The 18,605-nt window shown below is 42.7% G+C and carries 18 protein-coding genes and 1 riboswitch; of the genes, 8 read left to right on the forward strand and 10 right to left on the reverse strand.

The genetic code is table 11. The features are described 5' to 3' along the window. Window positions 1-111 precede the first annotated feature (111 nt). From infA to aat, 3 genes are all read right to left on the reverse strand, one after another. A complete protein-coding gene (gene infA / locus AB4180_RS18215) occupies window positions 112-330 on the reverse strand; it encodes a translation initiation factor IF-1 (RefSeq protein WP_001040192.1) in 219 nt (72 codons plus the stop codon). An 81-nt stretch (window positions 331-411) separates the two neighbouring features. Beyond that, window positions 412-1,110 (reverse strand): arginyltransferase, encoded by a 699-nt coding sequence (locus tag AB4180_RS18220; protein WP_029223914.1) that lies wholly within the window; start codon window positions 1,108-1,110, stop codon window positions 412-414. Further along, window positions 1,110-1,820, reverse strand: a complete 711-nt coding sequence (aat, locus tag AB4180_RS18225) for a leucyl/phenylalanyl-tRNA--protein transferase (protein WP_102248920.1) — start codon at window positions 1,818-1,820, stop codon at window positions 1,110-1,112. The genes AB4180_RS18220 and aat overlap by 1 nt, the downstream gene beginning before the upstream one ends. A gap of 53 nt (window positions 1,821-1,873) precedes the next feature. On the opposite strand from aat, the gene AB4180_RS18230 reads away from it, so the two are divergent. Together AB4180_RS18230 and aroA are read left to right on the forward strand one after the other, a co-directional pair. Beyond that, window positions 1,874-2,329, forward strand: a complete 456-nt coding sequence (locus tag AB4180_RS18230; RefSeq protein WP_012603608.1) for a glycine zipper 2TM domain-containing protein — start codon at window positions 1,874-1,876, stop codon at window positions 2,327-2,329. Between the two features lie 162 nt (window positions 2,330-2,491). Then, window positions 2,492-3,772 carry a 3-phosphoshikimate 1-carboxyvinyltransferase gene (gene aroA / locus AB4180_RS18235; protein ID WP_102248919.1) on the forward strand — a complete coding sequence of 427 codons (1,281 nt, stop codon included), beginning with the start codon at window positions 2,492-2,494 and terminating at the stop codon, window positions 3,770-3,772. 78 nt (window positions 3,773-3,850) lie between these two features. Here aroA and AB4180_RS18240 read toward each other — a convergent pair whose 3' ends face one another. Beyond that, a complete protein-coding gene (locus AB4180_RS18240; protein ID WP_009846345.1) occupies window positions 3,851-4,096 on the reverse strand; it encodes a YciN family protein in 246 nt (81 codons plus the stop codon). A gap of 439 nt (window positions 4,097-4,535) precedes the next feature. Between AB4180_RS18240 and topA the strand changes: the two genes are divergently transcribed. The 4 genes from topA to AB4180_RS18260 all read left to right on the forward strand — a co-directional run bounded on the left by topA (window position 4,536) and on the right by AB4180_RS18260 (window position 11,472). Further along, window positions 4,536-7,166 (forward strand): type I DNA topoisomerase, encoded by a 2,631-nt coding sequence (gene topA, locus AB4180_RS18245; RefSeq protein WP_012603610.1) that lies wholly within the window; start codon window positions 4,536-4,538, stop codon window positions 7,164-7,166. 552 nt (window positions 7,167-7,718) lie between these two features. After that, a complete protein-coding gene (glgC, locus tag AB4180_RS18250; RefSeq protein ID WP_080518005.1) occupies window positions 7,719-8,948 on the forward strand; it encodes a glucose-1-phosphate adenylyltransferase in 1,230 nt (409 codons plus the stop codon). After that, entirely contained in the window at window positions 8,938-10,392 is a 1,455-nt protein-coding gene (gene glgA, locus AB4180_RS18255) for a glycogen synthase GlgA (protein ID WP_102248918.1), read from the forward strand. Before glgC ends, glgA begins: the two co-directional genes overlap by 11 nt. A 282-nt stretch (window positions 10,393-10,674) precedes the next feature. Continuing rightward, entirely contained in the window at window positions 10,675-11,472 is a 798-nt protein-coding gene (locus AB4180_RS18260; protein WP_102248917.1) for an alpha/beta fold hydrolase, read from the forward strand. 129 nt (window positions 11,473-11,601) lie between these two features. On the opposite strand, the gene AB4180_RS18265 is transcribed toward AB4180_RS18260, so the two are convergent. The 5 genes from AB4180_RS18265 to torD form a co-directional block, all read right to left on the reverse strand. Further along, the gene (locus AB4180_RS18265) at window positions 11,602-11,919 is read right to left on the reverse strand and encodes a DUF2007 domain-containing protein (RefSeq protein WP_102248916.1); all 318 of its coding nucleotides are present in this window, start codon (window positions 11,917-11,919) and stop codon (window positions 11,602-11,604) included. 82 nt (window positions 11,920-12,001) lie between these two features. Continuing rightward, the gene (locus AB4180_RS18270) at window positions 12,002-12,682 is read right to left on the reverse strand and encodes a TVP38/TMEM64 family protein (RefSeq protein WP_009846351.1); all 681 of its coding nucleotides are present in this window, start codon (window positions 12,680-12,682) and stop codon (window positions 12,002-12,004) included. Between the two features lie 154 nt (window positions 12,683-12,836). After that, window positions 12,837-13,427, reverse strand: coding sequence for a TfoX/Sxy family DNA transformation protein (locus AB4180_RS18275; protein ID WP_009846352.1), 591 nt, complete (start codon window positions 13,425-13,427; stop codon window positions 12,837-12,839). A gap of 127 nt (window positions 13,428-13,554) precedes the next feature. After that, window positions 13,555-13,640: riboswitch (cyclic di-GMP riboswitch) on the reverse strand. 170 nt (window positions 13,641-13,810) lie between these two features. Next, window positions 13,811-14,815 carry an HTH-type transcriptional repressor PurR gene (gene purR / locus AB4180_RS18280; protein ID WP_017099945.1) on the reverse strand — a complete coding sequence of 335 codons (1,005 nt, stop codon included), beginning with the start codon at window positions 14,813-14,815 and terminating at the stop codon, window positions 13,811-13,813. A 318-nt stretch (window positions 14,816-15,133) separates the two neighbouring features. Beyond that, window positions 15,134-15,781, reverse strand: a complete 648-nt coding sequence (torD, locus tag AB4180_RS18285) for a molecular chaperone TorD (RefSeq protein WP_012603615.1) — start codon at window positions 15,779-15,781, stop codon at window positions 15,134-15,136. Window positions 15,782-16,068: 287 nt separating this feature from the next. On the opposite strand from torD, the gene torR reads away from it, so the two are divergent. Continuing rightward, window positions 16,069-16,782, forward strand: coding sequence for a two-component system response regulator TorR (torR, locus tag AB4180_RS18290; RefSeq protein WP_009846355.1), 714 nt, complete (start codon window positions 16,069-16,071; stop codon window positions 16,780-16,782). A gap of 91 nt (window positions 16,783-16,873) precedes the next feature. Here the strand turns inward: torR and elyC are convergent, their stop codons facing one another. After that, on the reverse strand, window positions 16,874-17,680 hold the full coding sequence (elyC, locus tag AB4180_RS18295) for an envelope biogenesis factor ElyC (RefSeq protein ID WP_009846356.1): 807 nt from the start codon (window positions 17,678-17,680) through the stop codon (window positions 16,874-16,876). Window positions 17,681-17,795: 115 nt separating this feature from the next. Between elyC and cmoM the strand changes: the two genes are divergently transcribed. Then, window positions 17,796-18,581 carry a tRNA uridine 5-oxyacetic acid(34) methyltransferase CmoM gene (cmoM, locus tag AB4180_RS18300; RefSeq protein ID WP_009846357.1) on the forward strand — a complete coding sequence of 262 codons (786 nt, stop codon included), beginning with the start codon at window positions 17,796-17,798 and terminating at the stop codon, window positions 18,579-18,581. The last annotated feature ends 24 nt before the right edge of the window (window positions 18,582-18,605 follow it).

Consider the following 18,605-nt stretch of genomic DNA (forward strand, 5'->3'; position numbering starts at 1 on the left):
AGATGCTAGATGCTAGATGCGAGGTTGGTGTTGTTGGAGTGGTAAAAAGTTCAGGCGATAAAAAACGGAGCCTTGAGGGCTCCGCTTCTTATCGTATTCGGTAATTAAAAATTAACGAGCACGGAAGACGATGCGGCCTTTAGAAAGGTCGTATGGAGTCATCTCAACAGTTACTTTATCACCAGTAAGAATACGGATGTAGTTCTTACGCATTTTACCAGAGATGTGTGCTGTCACTACGTGACCGTTTTCAAGCTCAACACGGAACATTGTGTTTGGTAGAGTATCAAGGACAGTGCCTTGCATCTCGATTACGTCTTCTTTAGCCATCTAATCCTCTTTCGAAATTTGGCGGTTTTCAACGGCTTGATTGTGCCGTTAAAATCAAAATATGTAAAGTTGTCGCGTATTCTACCCTCGCCACCGCTGATTTACTAGCCTTTGATGACGTTGAAATCGTACTTTATAGTTCATCGCAGGGCATTCATCGATTTGATAACCCAAATATAACCATTGTTTTTGTTCTTTCTGGGCATGTTGGATCTGGAATAGAACGCCAAGAGTTCCCATGGAAATGTCGATATCAGGGTCGAAGAAGGTATAAAACGCGCTCGTACAGTGAGACATGATGTCTGTAACGGCAATGCCGACTAACTGCCCCTCATCATAGATGTGCATGAACTTTGTAGCAAGCCATTCATTTTTAGAGAAATGCAGAAACTCTTCTTTCTTCGGTGGATACATGGTTCCCGAACGGTGGCGAGCGGTTATATAGCGGCTATACAAGTCAAACCAGTTGTCATCCATTTCATCTTTCAGCTCCCAACGCAGCGCTTTGGCCTTGTTGAGTATTCGTCGTTGGCTCTTGGAAAACTTGACCTCGGGAATCGACAGTCGAATCGCTTGGCACGATGAGCAATTATCGCAATGTGGTTTATAAATGGTTGTTCCACTGCGGCGAAATCCATTCGCAAGTAGAACTTCATAGTTATCTGCGGTGTGCATGTGTTCATCAAGCGTGACTGCCACTCTTTCTTCGAGGTGGGGTAAGTAACTGCAAGCGTGATTGTCTGTTAATCCAATTCTGATTTGTTGTAAATCTGGATTCATTAAGGCATTTCCTTTAGCCATTGTTTTTTAAAACATGCATCGTTAACGGACGTTTCTTTGAGTAATCGAAGAGAACTCAGGAATTCATCCCTATCAACCTCGATAGCGCCCAAGGATTCCAAGTGTGGGTTCATGACTTGGCAATCAATGAGTTGTCCGCCGAATTGTGTAAAGTGCTCGCAAAAGTACCATAGCGCAATTTTAGAGGCATTAGTCTTCAGGCTGAACATCGATTCACCGCAAAAGACTTGGCCTCTTTGTAACCCGTAAAGTCCGCCGATCAGTTCATCATCTTGCCAAACCTCAACTGAGTGGCAGAACCCTAATGAAGCGAGTTCACGGTAGGCTGCTTGCATGTCATTGTTTAACCAAGTTTCCTCTTCGGGTCTCAGTGAAGAGCAATAACCAATTATTCTGTCCGTCGCTTGGTTGATGCTGACACGGTAATTATGCTTTCTTTGAAATTTTTTAAGACTTTTTGATGGTTCGAATGTCTTAGGATTAAATACCGCTCGCGGTGCAGGGCTCCACCAAAGTATAGGCTCTCCTGGGCCATACCATGGAAATATACCTTGGCTATAAGCGTTCAAAATTCGCATCGGTGACAAATCACCACCGAACGCGAGTAGACCGTTGGGTTCATCAAGCGCGTCGAAGGGCGAAGGAAACTCTATACTAGTAGTATCAAGTTCGGTTAGGTATATAGTCATAAGTACCGCATTACAGATTAATCACTGACCAAGAGGTCTTTAGGAGTTTTACCATGAAGAAGTTGCTTTGGATTTTACTTGTTTTGCCCATGTTGGCAAATGCAGCTTACAACAGAAACCAAGCCAGACCAGTGAATGAGGTCGTTTACGGTGAGGTTGATACGGTCAGGTACATTACCCAACAGGAGATCGTAGAGTCGAAAGCGAATGGTTGGGAAACCTTGTTGGGTGCGGCAATTGGTGGTTTGGTTGGTAATCAGTTTGGTGGCGGCACAGGTAAAGAAGTCGCAACGGCGGTTGGTGCTGTAGCGGGGGCGGGGATCGCTCGTAATCGCGGCAATACGCAATATCGGGTGGAATATAAACTCGTTGAATTATTGGTTAAAACCAAGGATGACAATCTGGTTAACATCATTCAAGACGTTGACAATTCGATGTTGTTCAATAGAGGTGATGATGTGCGGATTCTCTATTTTTCGGATGGCGTTCGAGTTGATCTAGCGTACTAGTATGCAAATGTGTTTGGTTGGCTAATTAATCGCCTTTATCGAGGGGATTAGCTCTGGAGTTCGTTGGAAAAGTTCGTTAGTCTGCAAGTACGAAGAATTATTCATCACCCGAAAATAAATACGCGCCAGTGACTTCGGGTGGTACAAGGACTATAAGAACTAATGGAAAGCCTTACGTTACAACCAATTCAGAAAGTGAGCGGGGAAGTTAACCTACCTGGCTCAAAAAGTGTTTCTAATCGTGCGCTTCTTTTGGCTGCACTTTCAACGGGAACAACTCGCCTAACAAACTTACTAGACAGTGATGACATTCGTCATATGTTGAATGCATTAACACAGTTAGGTGTTGATTATCAGTTGTCTGCAGACAAAACAGTTTGTGAAGTGACAGGTGTTGGTGGTGCATTTTCAAGTGACAAAGCCCTAGAGCTTTTCTTAGGTAACGCGGGTACAGCAATGCGTCCATTGGCTGCTGCACTTTGTTTAGGTCGCGGTGAATACGTTCTTACTGGTGAACCACGTATGAAAGAGCGTCCAATTGGTCACTTAGTGACTGCACTGAGAGAAGCCGGTGCCGACGTTGAATACTTAGAAAACGAAAACTATCCACCATTGAAGATCACAGGTACCGGTCTGAAGAGTGGTACGGTTTCTATCGACGGTTCTATCTCTAGTCAATTCTTGACGGCATTTTTGATGGCTGCACCTTTAGCTGAAGGCGAAGTAACCATCAAAATCGAGGGTGAATTGGTTTCTAAGCCTTACATCGATATTACGCTGCATATCATGAAGCAATTTGGTGTGGATGTTATCAACAATGACTACCAAGAATTTGTGATTCTAACCGGGCAATCTTACACAGCACCCGGTGATTTCTTGGTTGAAGGTGATGCATCATCTGCGTCATATTTCCTTGCAGCCGCTGCTATCAAAGGTGGCGAGATTAAAGTGACAGGTATTGGCAAAAACAGTATCCAAGGTGATATCCAATTCGCTGATGCACTTGAGAAAATGGGTGCTGAAATTGAATGGGGTGATGACTACGTTATCTCTCGTTGTGGTGAGCTAAAAGGCATTGATATGGACTACAACCATATTCCAGATGCGGCGATGACAATTGCGACAACGGCTTTGTTTGCTAAGGGAACAACCGCAATCCGCAATGTTTACAACTGGCGTGTGAAAGAGACGGATCGCTTAGCGGCAATGGCAACAGAACTACGTAAAGTAGGCGCTGAGGTGGAAGAGGGTGAAGACTACATCATTGTTAACCCTGTGGCTGAACTGACGCACGCGGCGATTGATACTTACGATGATCACCGCATGGCGATGTGTTTCTCATTGGTTGCTTTGAGTGACACCCCGGTGACGATCAATGATCCAGGTTGTACATCCAAGACATTCCCTGACTACTTCGATAAGCTGAAAATGCTGAGTCTATAAAAATACTAAGTCTATAAAAATGATAAGTATATAAAGGTCCAGGAACAAAAAAGCTTGCCTAGATGGCAAGCTTTTTAATTATTGCTGAATTGTAAATTCTTTCGAAAGGTGATGCGCCAAGTACTTAAACATGTTAAATACCGCGGTTGTATTTTCTGTCGGCATTCCGTTGTTGTCTAAGAAGTATTCACCTTTGAAAATGAGTACATCGTCTTTTTCTACTACGCTGTTTGCGCGCATGCCTTCAATGTAGTCATCATGTGATTGGATAATTTGGTTTGCGATAAGCAGTAAATCAAATTCTGCTATTACTTTCTTTGTCATGAGTTTATCTCTGATAACTGAATATATCGTTGAGTTTATGGTGTCGAACTAGAAATTCAATGATTTCACAACCGATTAAGAGAGTCTTTTCAAACATCCACAATTTATTTTGTGATTTATGACAAAAATAATTGAATGGGGCTCGCGTTAGATTCGCCGACAAGCTTAGTATGAGCGCGTTTAGACGTAATGCCTGATGAATAGGCTCTTGCAAGTATTCTTAGTGAGTACTTTATAGCTTCTTTATATTGTGACTCTTTTCTCTATGAGTCGTCGAATTGTCGAGCGATCAGATCCAATTTTGAAAAAAGCGGTTGATCTTCTAGTAATCTCGCACAATAGTAAAAAAAGAAGCAATGAATTTAGAATATCATGCGTAAAAGCCCACAAGTAAAATTGTTGGTGTTGAAGCATCGTGATTAAGGACGTTAGAGTCAATATGGGTAAATCGCTCGTTATAGTGGAGTCGCCAGCCAAGGCTAAAACTATCAATAAATATCTTGGCAAAGACTTTGTCGTTAAGTCGAGTGTAGGTCACGTTCGTGATTTACCAACGGCGGGTCAAAGTACAGGTCAGAAGGCTGCTGCAGTTTCAACCAAGGGTATGAGCCCAGAAGATAAAGCTCGTATCAAGAAAGAAAAAGATCGCAAAGCGCTTATTAAAAAGATGGGTATCAACCCTTATCAAGAGTGGGAAGCGAATTACCAAATCTTACCGGGCAAAGAAAAAGTCGTTGCTGAATTGCAAAAACTGGCTGAGAACGCAGACCATGTTTATCTCGCAACCGATTTGGACCGCGAAGGAGAAGCTATCGCATGGCACCTTCGTGAGATCATCGGTGGTGATGAAACGCGATACAAACGAGTGGTTTTTAACGAAATTACTAAAAATGCTATTCAGCAAGCTTTCGAAACTCCAGGTGAGCTAAATATCGACGGCGTAAACGCACAACAAGCACGACGTTTTATGGACCGTGTTGTTGGCTTTATGGTGTCACCACTGCTTTGGAAAAAAGTAGCACGAGGCCTATCCGCTGGCCGTGTTCAATCTGTAGCTGTAAAACTACTGGTTGAACGTGAGCGCGAGATCAACGCTTTTATCCCTGAAGAGTTCTGGGATGTGCATGCTGATACCAAAACGGCAGAGAAAACAGATTTCAGACTGCAAGTCGCTCAAAAAGACGGTGTTGCGTTTAAACCTGATAATGAAGCGCAAACACAAGCTGCAGTAAGCGTTTTAGAAAAAGCGCAATACGAAGTATGTAAACGTGAAGACCGCCCAACTAAGAGTAAGCCGTCTGCACCTTACATCACGTCGACTCTGCAACAAGCGGCGAGCACACGTCTTGGTTACGGCGTAAAGAAAACCATGATGTTGGCTCAACGTTTGTATGAAGCGGGTTACATCACTTATATGCGTACTGACTCAACTAACTTGAGTTCAGAAGCTGTAGAAGCCGCTCGTGAATATATTGGTTCTGAGTTTGGCGCACAATACCTTCCACCGAAGGCGCTTGTATACGGCAGCAAAGAGGGCGCACAAGAGGCTCACGAAGCGATTCGTCCTTCAAGTGTAGATGTTAAGTCTGAAGACCTAAACGGCGTAGACGCAGACGCACACAAGCTTTACTCGCTGATTTGGAATCAATTTGTTGCATGTCAAATGACACCTGCGCAGTACGATTCAACGACGGTAAGCGTTAAAGCGGATGAGTACACGTTAAAAGCGAAAGGTCGTATTCTTAAATTTGATGGTTGGACTCGCGTTCAACGTCCAATGGGTAAAAATGAAGATACGATTCTTCCTGCTGTACAGGTTGGTGAAAAGCTAGACCTAATCGCATTAGACCCTAAACAGCACTTCACTAAGCCGCCAGCCCGTTTTACTGAAGCGGCGCTAGTTAAAGAGCTTGAGAAGCGTGGTATTGGTCGTCCTTCAACGTACGCATCAATCATCTCTACGATTCAAGACCGTGGTTATGTAAAAGTTGAACAGCGTCGTTTCTATGCTGAGAAGATGGGTGAAATTGTTACTGACCGTCTAGATGGCAGTTTCAATGACCTAATGAACTATGACTTTACGGCTCGTATGGAGCAGAAGTTAGACCAAATTGCAGAAGGCGAAGCAAGCTGGAAAGGCGTGCTAGATAACTTCTTCGAAGACTTTACAGGCGATTTGGAAAAAGCCGATTTAGATGAAGACGCTGGTGGCATGAAGCCAAATCATATCGTTGAAACCGATATTGAGTGTCCAACTTGTAGTCGTAAAATGGGTATTCGTACAGCTTCGACTGGCGTATTCCTAGGTTGTTCTGGTTATGCACTTCCACCAAAAGAGCGCTGTAAGACAACCATCAACCTTGGCGATGAAGACGGTATTATCAACGTTCTTGAAGAAGACGTTGAAACCGCAGCACTTCGAGCGAAAAAGCGTTGTCCGATTTGTGAAACGGCAATGGATGCTTATCTGATCGATGATAAGCGTAAGATGCACGTGTGTGGTAACAACCCTAACTGTGAAGGTTATGTGGTTGAACACGGCGAATTCAAAGTGAAAGGCTATGATGGTCCGCTTGTTGAGTGTGACAAATGTAGTTCTGACATGGTTTTGAAGAATGGTCGTTTCGGTAAATACATGGACTGTACGAGTGAAGATTGTAAGAACACTCGGAAGATTCTGAAAAATGGTGAAGTAGCGCCACCGAAAGAAGACCCAGTGCATTTCCCTGAACTCCCATGTGAAAATTCAGATGCATACTTCGTACTTCGTGACGGGGCTTCTGGTCTGTTTATGGCCGCGAGTAATTTCCCTAAATCACGTGAAACACGTGCACCATTAGTGGAAGAGCTGGTTCGTTTTAAAGACCGTATTTCACCTAAATTCCAGTATCTGGCATCAGCACCGGTTGCTGATCCTGATGGCAAGCCGACAGTAGTTCGTTTTAGTCGTAAGACAAAAGAAAACTACGTTCGTACCGAAGTGGACGGTAAACCTTCAGGTTGGACCGCTTTGTACATCGACGGTAAGTGGGAAGTTACGGATAAGCGTAAAAAGCCTAAAGAGAAGTAACTGAATGTGTGACCCGATCTGATATGGGTTGGCATTTTATTGATGAAAAAGCAGCCATTAGGCTGCTTTTTTTTGATCTAAATATGACTAATTATGCTGTCTCTCGATCGTCGGCCTTACCTGTGTCTATTTGTTAAATTCAGGTCATGAAATAAATGAAATGGATAATAATCTTTAATTATGCAACTTTAATGTGATTGTAACTTAATTAAAATATTGTAAGTCACAGATCAGGTTTTAGTTGTATACCTGATGTATTCCGAGTGTTAACTTAATGTTTCATAAAAACAGTGTAATGTGAGCTGCTTTAAGTCTTAGGAAAGCAATCGGCTTACATAACACAGAATGGCGTATTAAAAATTGAAATCGGCCGGAAAGTCGATAACGTATATAAAACCAAGTGCAAACAATAGTGCACACTTAACAACGTTTGGCTTAGGATATTTTCACTGCATGTGAATGGATATTCGTTAAGTACCGAAATAAGTGTTGGTGCTCATCCCCCAGAGGAAGATACCTCTTAGAGCACTAACATCGACAAGCTATAAATATATGGAGAATAAAATGGCTGGTGTATTGGGAATGATTCTTGCTGGTGGTGAAGGCTCTCGCTTAAGACCTTTAACTGAATCTCGCAGCAAACCCTCGGTTCCTTTCGGTGGTAGTTACCGCTTAATTGATTTCGCTCTGAATAACTTCGTTAATGCTGATCTAATGAAGATCTACGTATTAACACAGTTTAAGTCACAATCACTGTTCCATCACATGAAAAAAGGTTGGAATATCAGTGGTATAACCGACCGTTTTATCGACCCAATCCCTGCGCAAATGCGTACAGGTAAGCGTTGGTATGAAGGTACAGCAGATGCTATTTATCAAAACCTTCGCTTCATGCAGTTGGAAGAACCTGATCAAGTTTGTATTTTTGGATCAGATCATATTTACAAAATGGACATTAAGCAGATGCTTGATTTCCATAAAGAGAAGAAAGCGGCTTTAACCGTTTCTGCATTGCGTATGCCGCTTGCTGAAGCATCTGAATTCGGCGTTATCGAAGTGGATGCTGAAGGCCGTATGATTGGTTTTGAAGAGAAACCGGCTAACCCGAAACCAATTCCAGGTGACCCGGAGTCTGCGCTTGTGTCTATGGGTAACTACGTATTTGAAGCTAACGAGTTGTTCGCAGAACTTGTTGAAGATGCAGATAAAGAAGACTCGACACATGATTTCGGAAAAGACATCATTCCAAACATGGTTCCGCGTGGTGATGTGTTTGTTTATGACTTCAGTACTAACCGTATTACTGGTGAGAAAGAAGAAGTTTATTGGCGCGATGTAGGTACGATTGACGCGTACTGGCAAGCTCATATGGATCTTCTTGAGAAAGATGCGCCATTCTCGCTATACAACCGCAAGTGGCCACTACATACATACTATCCGCCACTACCGCCGGCTACGTTTACTGATTCGGCAAACGGCCGTGTTCAGATCATCGATAGCTTAGTGTGTAACGGCAGCTATGTACGTGGCTCTCGCATTGAGAAGTGTGTATTGGGTTTCCGCAGTAATATCGCATCAGCGTGTGATATTAGTGAGAGTATCTTACTCGGTGATGTGAAAGTGGGTGAAGGTTGCGTACTTCGTCGTGTCATCGTCGATAAAGATGCAGATATCGCACCTGGAACACAGATTGGCGTAAATCTGAAAGAAGATAAAAAGCATTACCATGTCTCTGACGATGGTGTAGTAGTTATTTCCAAAGGAGCTCGAGTTGGTTACTAAGACTCTCTCGGTACTTTTTGTAGCGTCTGAAGTTGAAGGCTTGATTAAAAGTGGTGGCTTGGCTGATGTAGCCAAGGCACTGCCAAAAGCGTTACAAACACTCGAACAAGATGTTCGAGTGACCATCCCTGCTTATAGAAACATTCCAAACATTGATTCAGCTGAAGTGATTTTGTCGACCGAGCTCGATCATTGGCCTCATACTGCTTATCAAGTCAAAAAGTTGAGTGTCGAAGGTGTTCAAATCTTCGCTATTGAATGTGACAAGTATTTTGACCGTCCTGAAATGTACGCAGAGAACAATCAAGCGTATGCTGATAACGGAGAGCGCTTTTCGTTCTTCAGTACGGCTTGTTTGGATATGCTTCCTAAGCTCGCGTTCCAACCTGATATCATTCATGCAAATGACTGGCACACAGGCTTTGTGCCTTTCTTGCTTAAATCACGTTATCAACAACACGAATTCTTTGAAAATACGCGCAGTGTTATCTCGATTCACAATGCAGTTTTCAAAGGGGTGTTCGCATACGATGAACTGCAATGTCTGCCAGAGATGCACAGTTACAATGTGCCTGAAGCATCTGTAAGTGACACGCATGTCACCATGCTAAAAGCAGGGGTGATGTGTGCCGATAAGGTCAATGCAGTAAGCCCAACGTATGCGGAAGAGCTGAAAACGGAGTTAGGTAGCCATGGCATGGCAGCAGAGTTCCAACATCGTTCGGCCGACTTATTTGGTATTCTCAACGGTTGTGATTATGGAGCTTGGAACCCGGAAACAGACGCTTCCCTTCCTCGTAAATTCAAAGCAACGAAACACAGCATGACTCGTGGAAAATCTGCTTGTAAGCAAAAACTGCAACAAGATGTTGGTTTACCCGTTACCGATTGTGCGGTTTATGGCATGGTTTGTCGTCTGACCAACCAAAAAGGCGTTCATTACTTACTGCCTGTCATCGAGCAGTTCTTGAAAAACGAATTGCAGATCGTGATTGTCGGTACTGGTGATCCGGTTTTGGCGAGTCAATTGAAAGAGTTATCAGCACTTCATTCAGACAAGTTCTCATTCGTAGAAGCCTACAATAATGAACTAGCGCATTTGGTTGAAGCGGGCTCTGATTTTTTCTTGATGCCTTCTGAATTTGAGCCTTGTGGCTTGAACCAAATCTACAGCATGGCTTACGGCACTTTGCCTATTGTGCGCTCTGTTGGCGGTTTAAAGGACAGTGTGAATGATTACGATCAGGATCCCGAGATAGCAACAGGCTTTGCTTTTGAAGAACCAACACCGCAAGCATTACTAGCGGTATTACATCGCTCATTACTACTTTATGCTCAAAATCCATCTGAAATTAAGCGCGTTCAACTTTACGCGATGCAACAAGATTTTAGTTGGGAAGATGCGGCAGAAGAATATCTTGCGATGTACCATTCTGCATTTTAACTTGTTGACTTAGCTTTAAAATACAGTTGTTGAATAACAACTGTTCATAATAAAAGAAGGCGCTCTGCTGATAGAGTGCCTTTTTTTTTCTGGTCAGATCACATCACGTTTCCAAAGACAAAGCTTGCAAACTCATTTTAGTCAGGTAGAAAAGGTGGTCAGGTATTCACATGACTAGTGTTGGGTTTGACACTATTATCACTTAAAATTCTTAATTGCGTGATATCCTTAGTCATCGCCTTGTGATGAGGCTTAGCTCCATAAATAAATTAAGCGATAGGTATGTCTGAGAGTTTATTATTTCATAAAACATTTACTCACCCTACGAGTGATGAGTGGGTTGTGTTTGTGCATGGCGCAGGGGGCAGTTCCTCCATTTGGTTTAAGCAGATCAAAGCGTATAAACAGCATTTCAACTTGCTTCTCATTGACTTGAGAGGGCACGGTAAATCAGACAACATACTTAAAGATCTGATTTCGAACCGTTATACGTTCAAATCAGTAACGCTCGATATTCTTAAAGTGTTAGATCATCTAAAAATCCGATCCGCACACTTTGTTGGTATGTCTTTGGGTACAATTATCGTTCGTAACGTGGCCGAACTGGCGGCAAGCAGAGTACGTTCGATGGTGCTTGGTGGTGCTGTCACTAAACTCAACACTCGATCTCAAGTCTTAATCAAATTAGGAAGCCTGAGTAAGCACATCATTCCTTATATGTGGCTATACAGCCTTTTTGCTTATGTTGTGATGCCGCAAAAAAGTCAGAAAGAATCACGACACCTGTTTATCCGCGAAGCGAAAAAGCTGTGCCAAAAAGAGTTCAAGCGCTGGTTTATCCTCACGGCTGATGTGAACCCATTGATGAAATACTTTAAAGACAGGGAGTTGCCGATTCCGACTTTGTATTTGATGGGCGAGCGCGATTACATGTTCATCAAACCCGTTAAAGAAATGGTCGAAGCGCACGAGTCGAGCGAGTTGGTAGAAATTGCCAACTGTGGGCATGTATGTAATGTAGAAAATCCTGAAGAATTCAATCAACAATCTATCGCTTTTATCCAAAAGCAAATTCAGTGATTCTCTGGGTTGGTTATCAGACTCGATGATCCAATAGAATTAAAATAAAAACGGGAAGCTAATTTAGCTTCCCGTTTTTATTTGGAGGAGGTATTTGACCGAATCGTGTCTGTAATAACTGAAACTTTGCTATTCAGGCGAAGCAGCGCCGCACTGCCAACAAGACCCGAATTGTGCTTCATTGATTTCATGACACTCACCACAACGCCACTCTTCATAGATGATCGAATCTTGCTGTTTTTGGTAGTCATTGACGATCGTGCGGGCTTTACTAGCGAGTTCTGGCTCATGTAACCATACGTAAGGGTCTGTATCTTCGGTAAATGGGATTTCACCTTTTAAACCAAACAAACCCTCACCACGGACTTCACACGCAATATTCTCACTTTCTAACAATCCACAGATGATATGAGCTTCTGTTGGATTCGATGCACTGAAGATTTTCATTGAAATAGAACCTTATTTGGCTGCATGCGTTACTAAGTTATTTAGCTATTTAGCTATTTAGCTATCTAGCTAGCTATATACGTTACTCAGCGACAGGTGCTGAGCGAAATTTGTTCATCAACCATTTAGCAATAATTGGGAACACACCCAGTAAGGCAAATGACAACAGTACTGAGGGAGACACGATGCCCGAAAGTGAATCAATTTCTGCGAGTTGAGTTCCGGCATTCAAGAAAACGGCGGTACCCGGCAACATACCGATTTGGCTAGTAATATAGTAACGACTCACCGACATCGGTGTTAGACCCATCAATAGATTGATAAGGAAAAATGGGAAAACAGGAATTAGACGTAGCGAGAATAAGTAAAATGCACCGTCTTTCTCAACGCCCTTATTGATGGTGGCTAACTTGTCGCCAAACTTGGTTTGGATCCAGTCACGTAACAAGTAACGGCTACTTAAGAAGGCGAGGGTTGCGCCAATAGCGCTCGCGAAAGACACCAGCAGTAAACTGTTCCAAAACCCAAACAGCGCAGCGCCTAACAGCGTAACAACGGCAGCGCCAGGAATTGAGAAAGCCGTAATCATGACATACGCGACAAAATAGATAGCGGCAGCGGCAATGAAATTGCTCTCGATGTAGTCATTCAAAACAGCTTGCTGGGCTTTTGCATTTTCAAGCGTTAAGTACTGGCCGAAATTGACGCCTAACAAGACGATGGTTATGACCAACACAATACCCAATATCATTTTTTTACTCATTGATACTTCCTCTAAATTTTCAATGCATACCATTAGTTTTTCAATGTATACCACTAGTATAGATAGACAGGCAAAGCATAGAATAACTTTCACCAGATATAAAAAAAGCCGCAAAAATGCGGCTTAGTTATCTATATAGTTTGCACTGACAATGTTAATTGACGTGATTGATAAGCTCTTCACGACGTTGCTGCGGTATAACAGACCAATGTGTACCATTGATCGCGCCTTCTAGCGCCCATAACAGTTCAATACTGACAGAAGACGCATGCGATTCTTTGATGGCGTTAAATGCGTTTACAGAGCCAGATTCATATAAACGTTCTACAGAATCGATCCCTGCCTTTTTCAACATCCGCTCGGTAGCGAGTCGAAGGTTAGGCAGATCTTTGAGTCTAGTTGGTTTAGCAGAAGATTGTTCAGCTTTCTCTTCTTTAGCAAAACCTAGAGACGTAGTCGCAAGCTGCAAGATTTTCTCTTGGTCTTGCCATAAGCCTTCAGGTAAAGCGAAATATTTAGTAACGACAGGAAAACCACGTTTTTTGTAGACGTACGGTTGAAATCCTTGTTGTTCGAATTGTTGTGTTGTGCATTTGTCAGCTCGTATATGCAACTGGTCATTCACAACCAGGGCAAACATAGTGTCATCAGCAAAAAGCCCGAATCCACCAAACATTGAGCGTGACTTAATTTTTCCTAGGGGCTCAAATAATTTCATTGAGTCCTTTAGTATCGGTTTATCCATGTTATTTATCTCGGTGTATTTGAACTACGCCACCAAATAAGCAGGTCCGAGAGATTAGCAAAATGTTGCAATTAAATTGTCAATAGGCTGTAAATTACTAAAGTATTAGAAGTTACTGCATTTTGCCATCGGTAACCCCGCTACCATACCAACGAGTGGTTTAGGCCGGAAGCTTTGCGTCCCACTTTTTCAAGTGGTTTGCCCTGTGCGTGACTGGGTTATTAGAATAAAGTTTTTGTTGAATTAGGCTCACACTTCTTATTTCAAAATGTGATATTGCTTCAATTAATGATCTTTGAATTATGCACTCAAGTGCACCTTGTTTGTTGAGAAAAAAAACGCACCTAAAGGTGCGCTTGATTAAACTAAACTCATTACATCAATTAATTTAACGTTTTAACTGTACTTCGCTCAACAATTTCAGGGTGCATTTCGAAGACGCGTTTCTCGTGGTCTTTGTCTTTTATACGCTCTAGTAGTATTTCGAATGCATTTTTACCAACACGGCGCTTAGGTTGGTGAACCGTCGTTAACGGTGGAGAGAAGTATTCAGCCAATTCTATGTTGTCGTAACCGATCACTGAGATATCTTCAGGAATACGAATGCCTTTTTCTTGTAATCGGCTCATCAGTCCTAATGCCATCGTGTCGTTAAAACAGAATACTGCGGTAGGGCGATCTTTCATCTCAATGATTTGGTCAGCAGCAATCACAGCTGTGTCACATTCAAAGTTGCCTTCGATGATCATATTTTCATCGGCAGTAATCTTCGCTTCATTGAGTGCGCGCTTGTAACCTGAGATGCGTTCAACACACGCTGCTTTGTCTAAGTGGCCACTTAAACATGCAATCTTGGAGTGACCGCGCTCAATGAGGTATTTGGTTGCTAGGTAGCCACCTTCTTCAGAGTTATCGATGATCTTATCAGCCTGAGAGCTTTCAGGGCCCCAGTCCATGATAACTTTAGGGATGTCTGCGTGACGGTCTAACATCTCTCTTAGTTCTTCAGTCAGGTCAGAACACATAACTAAGATGCCATCTACACGTTTCTCTGCAAGCATTCGAATGTAGTCACGTTGCTTTTCGTAGATACCGCCCGTATTACATAGGATCAAAGTGTAACCTTGACGGTAGCAGTAGCTCTCAACACCATCGATAACTTCAGAGAAGAATAGGTTAGTTGATTGAGTCACTAGCATGCCGATGGTGCGGGTTGTATTGCACTTCAAACTACGAGCAACGGCACTTGGCGCATAGTTCAGTTCGTCTACGGCTTTGTTTACTTTTTCTTGAGTCGCTTCAGCAACAAAGCGAGTTTTGTTGATTACGTGAGAAACGGTTGTTGTTGATACGCCGGCTAAGCGTGCGACATCTTTTATAGTGGCCATGTTTTTATCCTATTAGAAGCTACTTTCCCAAAGTACGGAATGAAGTAGCCGTTAAGCTACCTAACTAAGAGCTTAAATTTGTAGGGCTCTTTGGGTACTAAAGTGCTAAAAAACAAAAAACCGCTATTGAGCGGCTTGTCTTAACACCGAAATGCTCTGAACTTCAATAAGTGTAGCATTTCGTGAATGTTTCATATTTTATCGTTTGCGGTCACAATTTTAGACTGACTAGAAATTACTCGCAATAAAATTCACCCAGAAATCCGGGTGAATGGTCACAATTCTATTGAATTTATTTATCGAGTTGTCAAAAAAAGCTTATTCGCCAGCTAGGTATTGAGTGTCTAATTTACAGAATGCCAATAGCAGGGATGAGACTGATGCGTAGAAACCGAATGTGTCAATGTCATGACATTTAACGTTGAACTTTGGTACCCAAGTAAGCAGTTGCTGTTCGATAAATTGCTGTTGAACAGCGAAGGATTTCTCTAGTTCTTCTTCAAGTTCAGTTTCGTTCGAACGAATGATTAGATTGCCTAGGAAATCGAGTTCGATAGCAATGTGGTCAGCTGGCTCTTTTAGGTCTTGGTTTACCACCAAGTTGTGTTTAGCCATGATCTCTTCCATATCTTTTGCTGGCTTATCGTTCAAAAGGCCAGTCTGGCCGATATACATAGAAGCGTAAGGAAGTGCGCCATGTTTATCAGTCTTTAAGAATAAGTCACAGAAGTCAGCAGACAATTCTAATTGAGCATCTTCACGTGTTTGTAGACGGTTTAGCGCATCCACTAAGCTATCAATCGCCGGCTTTAGTGTTTCATTTTCACCTAAACCAGTTAGGAAAGAACGAATTTCAACAGAGTGGTAGTGATCGAGTTCTTCTTGAGTGAGCTCTTTAGCGAACAAGCTTGATAGCCACCAGTATATTTCTGCTCGTTGTTCGTTGAATGCTTTCGTATCTTTCATTTCTTAGATCCTGATTTAGTCTTGTGGTGTGTGTATACCTAGCATCGTCGAGTGATTTGGGTATAGGCACACCAAGGCTGAATAACAAGGTTATTTGCGAAACGCAAAGTTACTCGTTAGTGGTAATGCCTATATTGAATTGCGATGGGCGACAAATAGCAAGGTTTAAGATTGTCTTGTATCAAAAAAAAATCATGTTTCTGGCTTTTATCTTCTGTAGTACTAGAATTGTTACGAGTTATGAATAGAATGGTCACTGAAACTATTAAATAAGAAAAGTGGTGTAGATGAGCTATCACGTATTAGTCGTAGAAGATGATGTGGTAACCCGCAGTAAACTGGTTGGATATTTCCAGAATGAAGGTTACACAGTGAGCGAAGCTGAAAGCGGGGCTCAAATGAGAAAAATGTTAGAAGAAAATAACGTTGACCTCATTATGTTAGACATCAACTTGCCAGGCGAAGATGGATTGATGCTAACTCGCGAATTACGCAGTCAATCAGACATTGGAATAATTTTAGTTACTGGACGCACGGATAGCATTGACAAGATCGTTGGCCTTGAAATGGGTGCAGACGATTACGTTACTAAACCCTTCGAACTTCGCGAGTTGTTGGTTCGAGTTAAAAACCTCTTGTGGCGTATTTCGGCTGCTCGTAAAACTGCAGCGGTTGCGGTAGAACAAACAGAAGACGAATCTGTGGTTCGTTTTGGTGAATGGACGTTTGATATACCTCGCCGTGCGCTAAGCAAGAACAGCGAGCCGGTGAAATTGACCAAAGCTGAATATGAACTATTGGTTGCACTCTCTTCTTACCCTAACCAAGTATTAAGCCGTGAACGTATTTTGAATATGATCAGCCATCGAGTAGACGCGCCGAATGACCGCACTATCGACGTGTTAATCCGTCGTATGCGTGCAAAAATGGAGTTTGACCCTAAGAATCCACAAATTTTTGTGACGGTTCACGGTGAAGGTTACATGTTTGCTGGTGACTAATTTTCCGTGGAAAGCTGATTTCAGTAACGATACTTGAACGTAAAAAAACCGAGACATCAATGATGCCTCGGTTTTTTTGTTACTGAACTTTTTAATTGTTTACCGTCGGAGTACTGCTCTCGACAGGGTCATTACTTGTGTCTAGCCAATCTCGCAAGCTTTGCCAAACTAATCCCATCGTCTCATGCCAATAGCGCTCAGTCTGCTCGAGATAGATAGCCTTAGGCATATACTTATTCCATGGTTCAACAATCCCTTCTTGTGCAAGGTAGTTGGTTGGAGCTGGTAATGGTTTCATGCCCGCGGCATTGAATTCATTAAGTGCGCGAGTCATATGGCTAGCTGATGTCACGAGCACCATTTTCTTATTCTTAACGAATGCAGCGGCTTGGCGAGCTTCTTCCCACGTATCTTTCGCTGTTTCAAGCAGAATGATATCGGGTTTTGCCACGCCGAGTGCTAGCGCTACTTTAGCCATCATTTTGGCGTTGCTCACCTCAGTGCCTGCGCCATAACCAGACAAAATGAGTTTAGCTCCAGGGTAAAGACGTAAGATACGAATCCCTTCACTTAAGCGCATCAGACCGGTGCGGCTAAGTTCTGATGTTGGTGGGATTTGGTCATCAACAACGTGACCACTTCCAAGAACCATAATGTAATCGACGGTGTCATCGATAGGTAAAAAAGCGGTGTGTTGCCTTTCCATTGGCATTAAAAGTTGACTAGAAACAGGCTGGAAAGCGATTAGGAAAATACCACAGAGGGCTGAAAGGGTAATTAGGCAACCTGTCTTCCTTTTTGCAGTAAACATCACTAGGGCTAAACCCAGAAAAGCGAGAATTAACATTGCTGGCAGTGGCATCAGTAACGAAGACACTACTTTTTTCAGCTCAAACATATCCGAATAGTCCGAAAAAACATCACTTAGTAGTAAAAAGAGACATCGCCTCTTTATTCCTGAAATTCCTGTGACAGAATAGCAGGCACGATAGGACATAATAACTCAAGTAGCCGTGACTGAAGACCGTAATTTCGACGATATTGCCCACAAATTTGCAAAAAACATATACGGCTCTGACAAAGGAGAGATCCGTCAGTGCATCGTATGGGAAGATTTAGAACAAGCTTTGAGCAAGTTTGATCAATCCGCTTCGCCGCTGCATGTGCTTGATGCAGGCGGTGGACTTGCACAGATGTCGCAAAAAATTGCGACACTAGGCCACAACGTTTCTCTGTGCGACCTCTCCTCTGAAATGTTGAAGCTCGCAGAAGAAAGTATCAGCGAAGCGGGTTTGCTCGAGCAATATCGATTTATTCATTCTCCGGTACAAAAAGTGGCAGAGCATCTCGAAGAGAAAGTCGATTTTGTGATGTTTCATGCCGTAATGGAATGGCTAGCAGACCCCAAACAGGCACTTGATTTATTGTTGGAACAAGTAAAACCCGGTGGTATTGCCTCGATAATGTTTTACAACCACCATGGTTTAGTCCTGAAAAATGTGATTTGTGGCAACATTCCTCATGTATTGAATGGGATGCCACATCGAAAAAGGTTTAAGCTGCAACCACAAAAAGGCTTGAAGCCTGAAGAGGTTTATCAATGGATAGAAGACGCTGGTCTAGATATCTGTGGTAAATCAGGCATTCGCTCTTTCAGTGACTACATAGGTAATATGGAGTACATGGGTGATTACCAATTTGAAGATGTGTTGGAACTAGAGAAACAGCTATGTCGCCAAGAGCCATATCTGTCGCTAGGCCGTTATATTCACGTTTGGGCTCAAAAACCTGCGCAATAACAGCGGTGAATGTGGTAAAAGAAG

Source organism: Vibrio sp. 10N.286.49.C3 (genome assembly GCF_041469545.1).
In the GTDB taxonomy this organism is placed as follows: domain Bacteria; phylum Pseudomonadota; class Gammaproteobacteria; order Enterobacterales; family Vibrionaceae; genus Vibrio; species Vibrio tasmaniensis_A.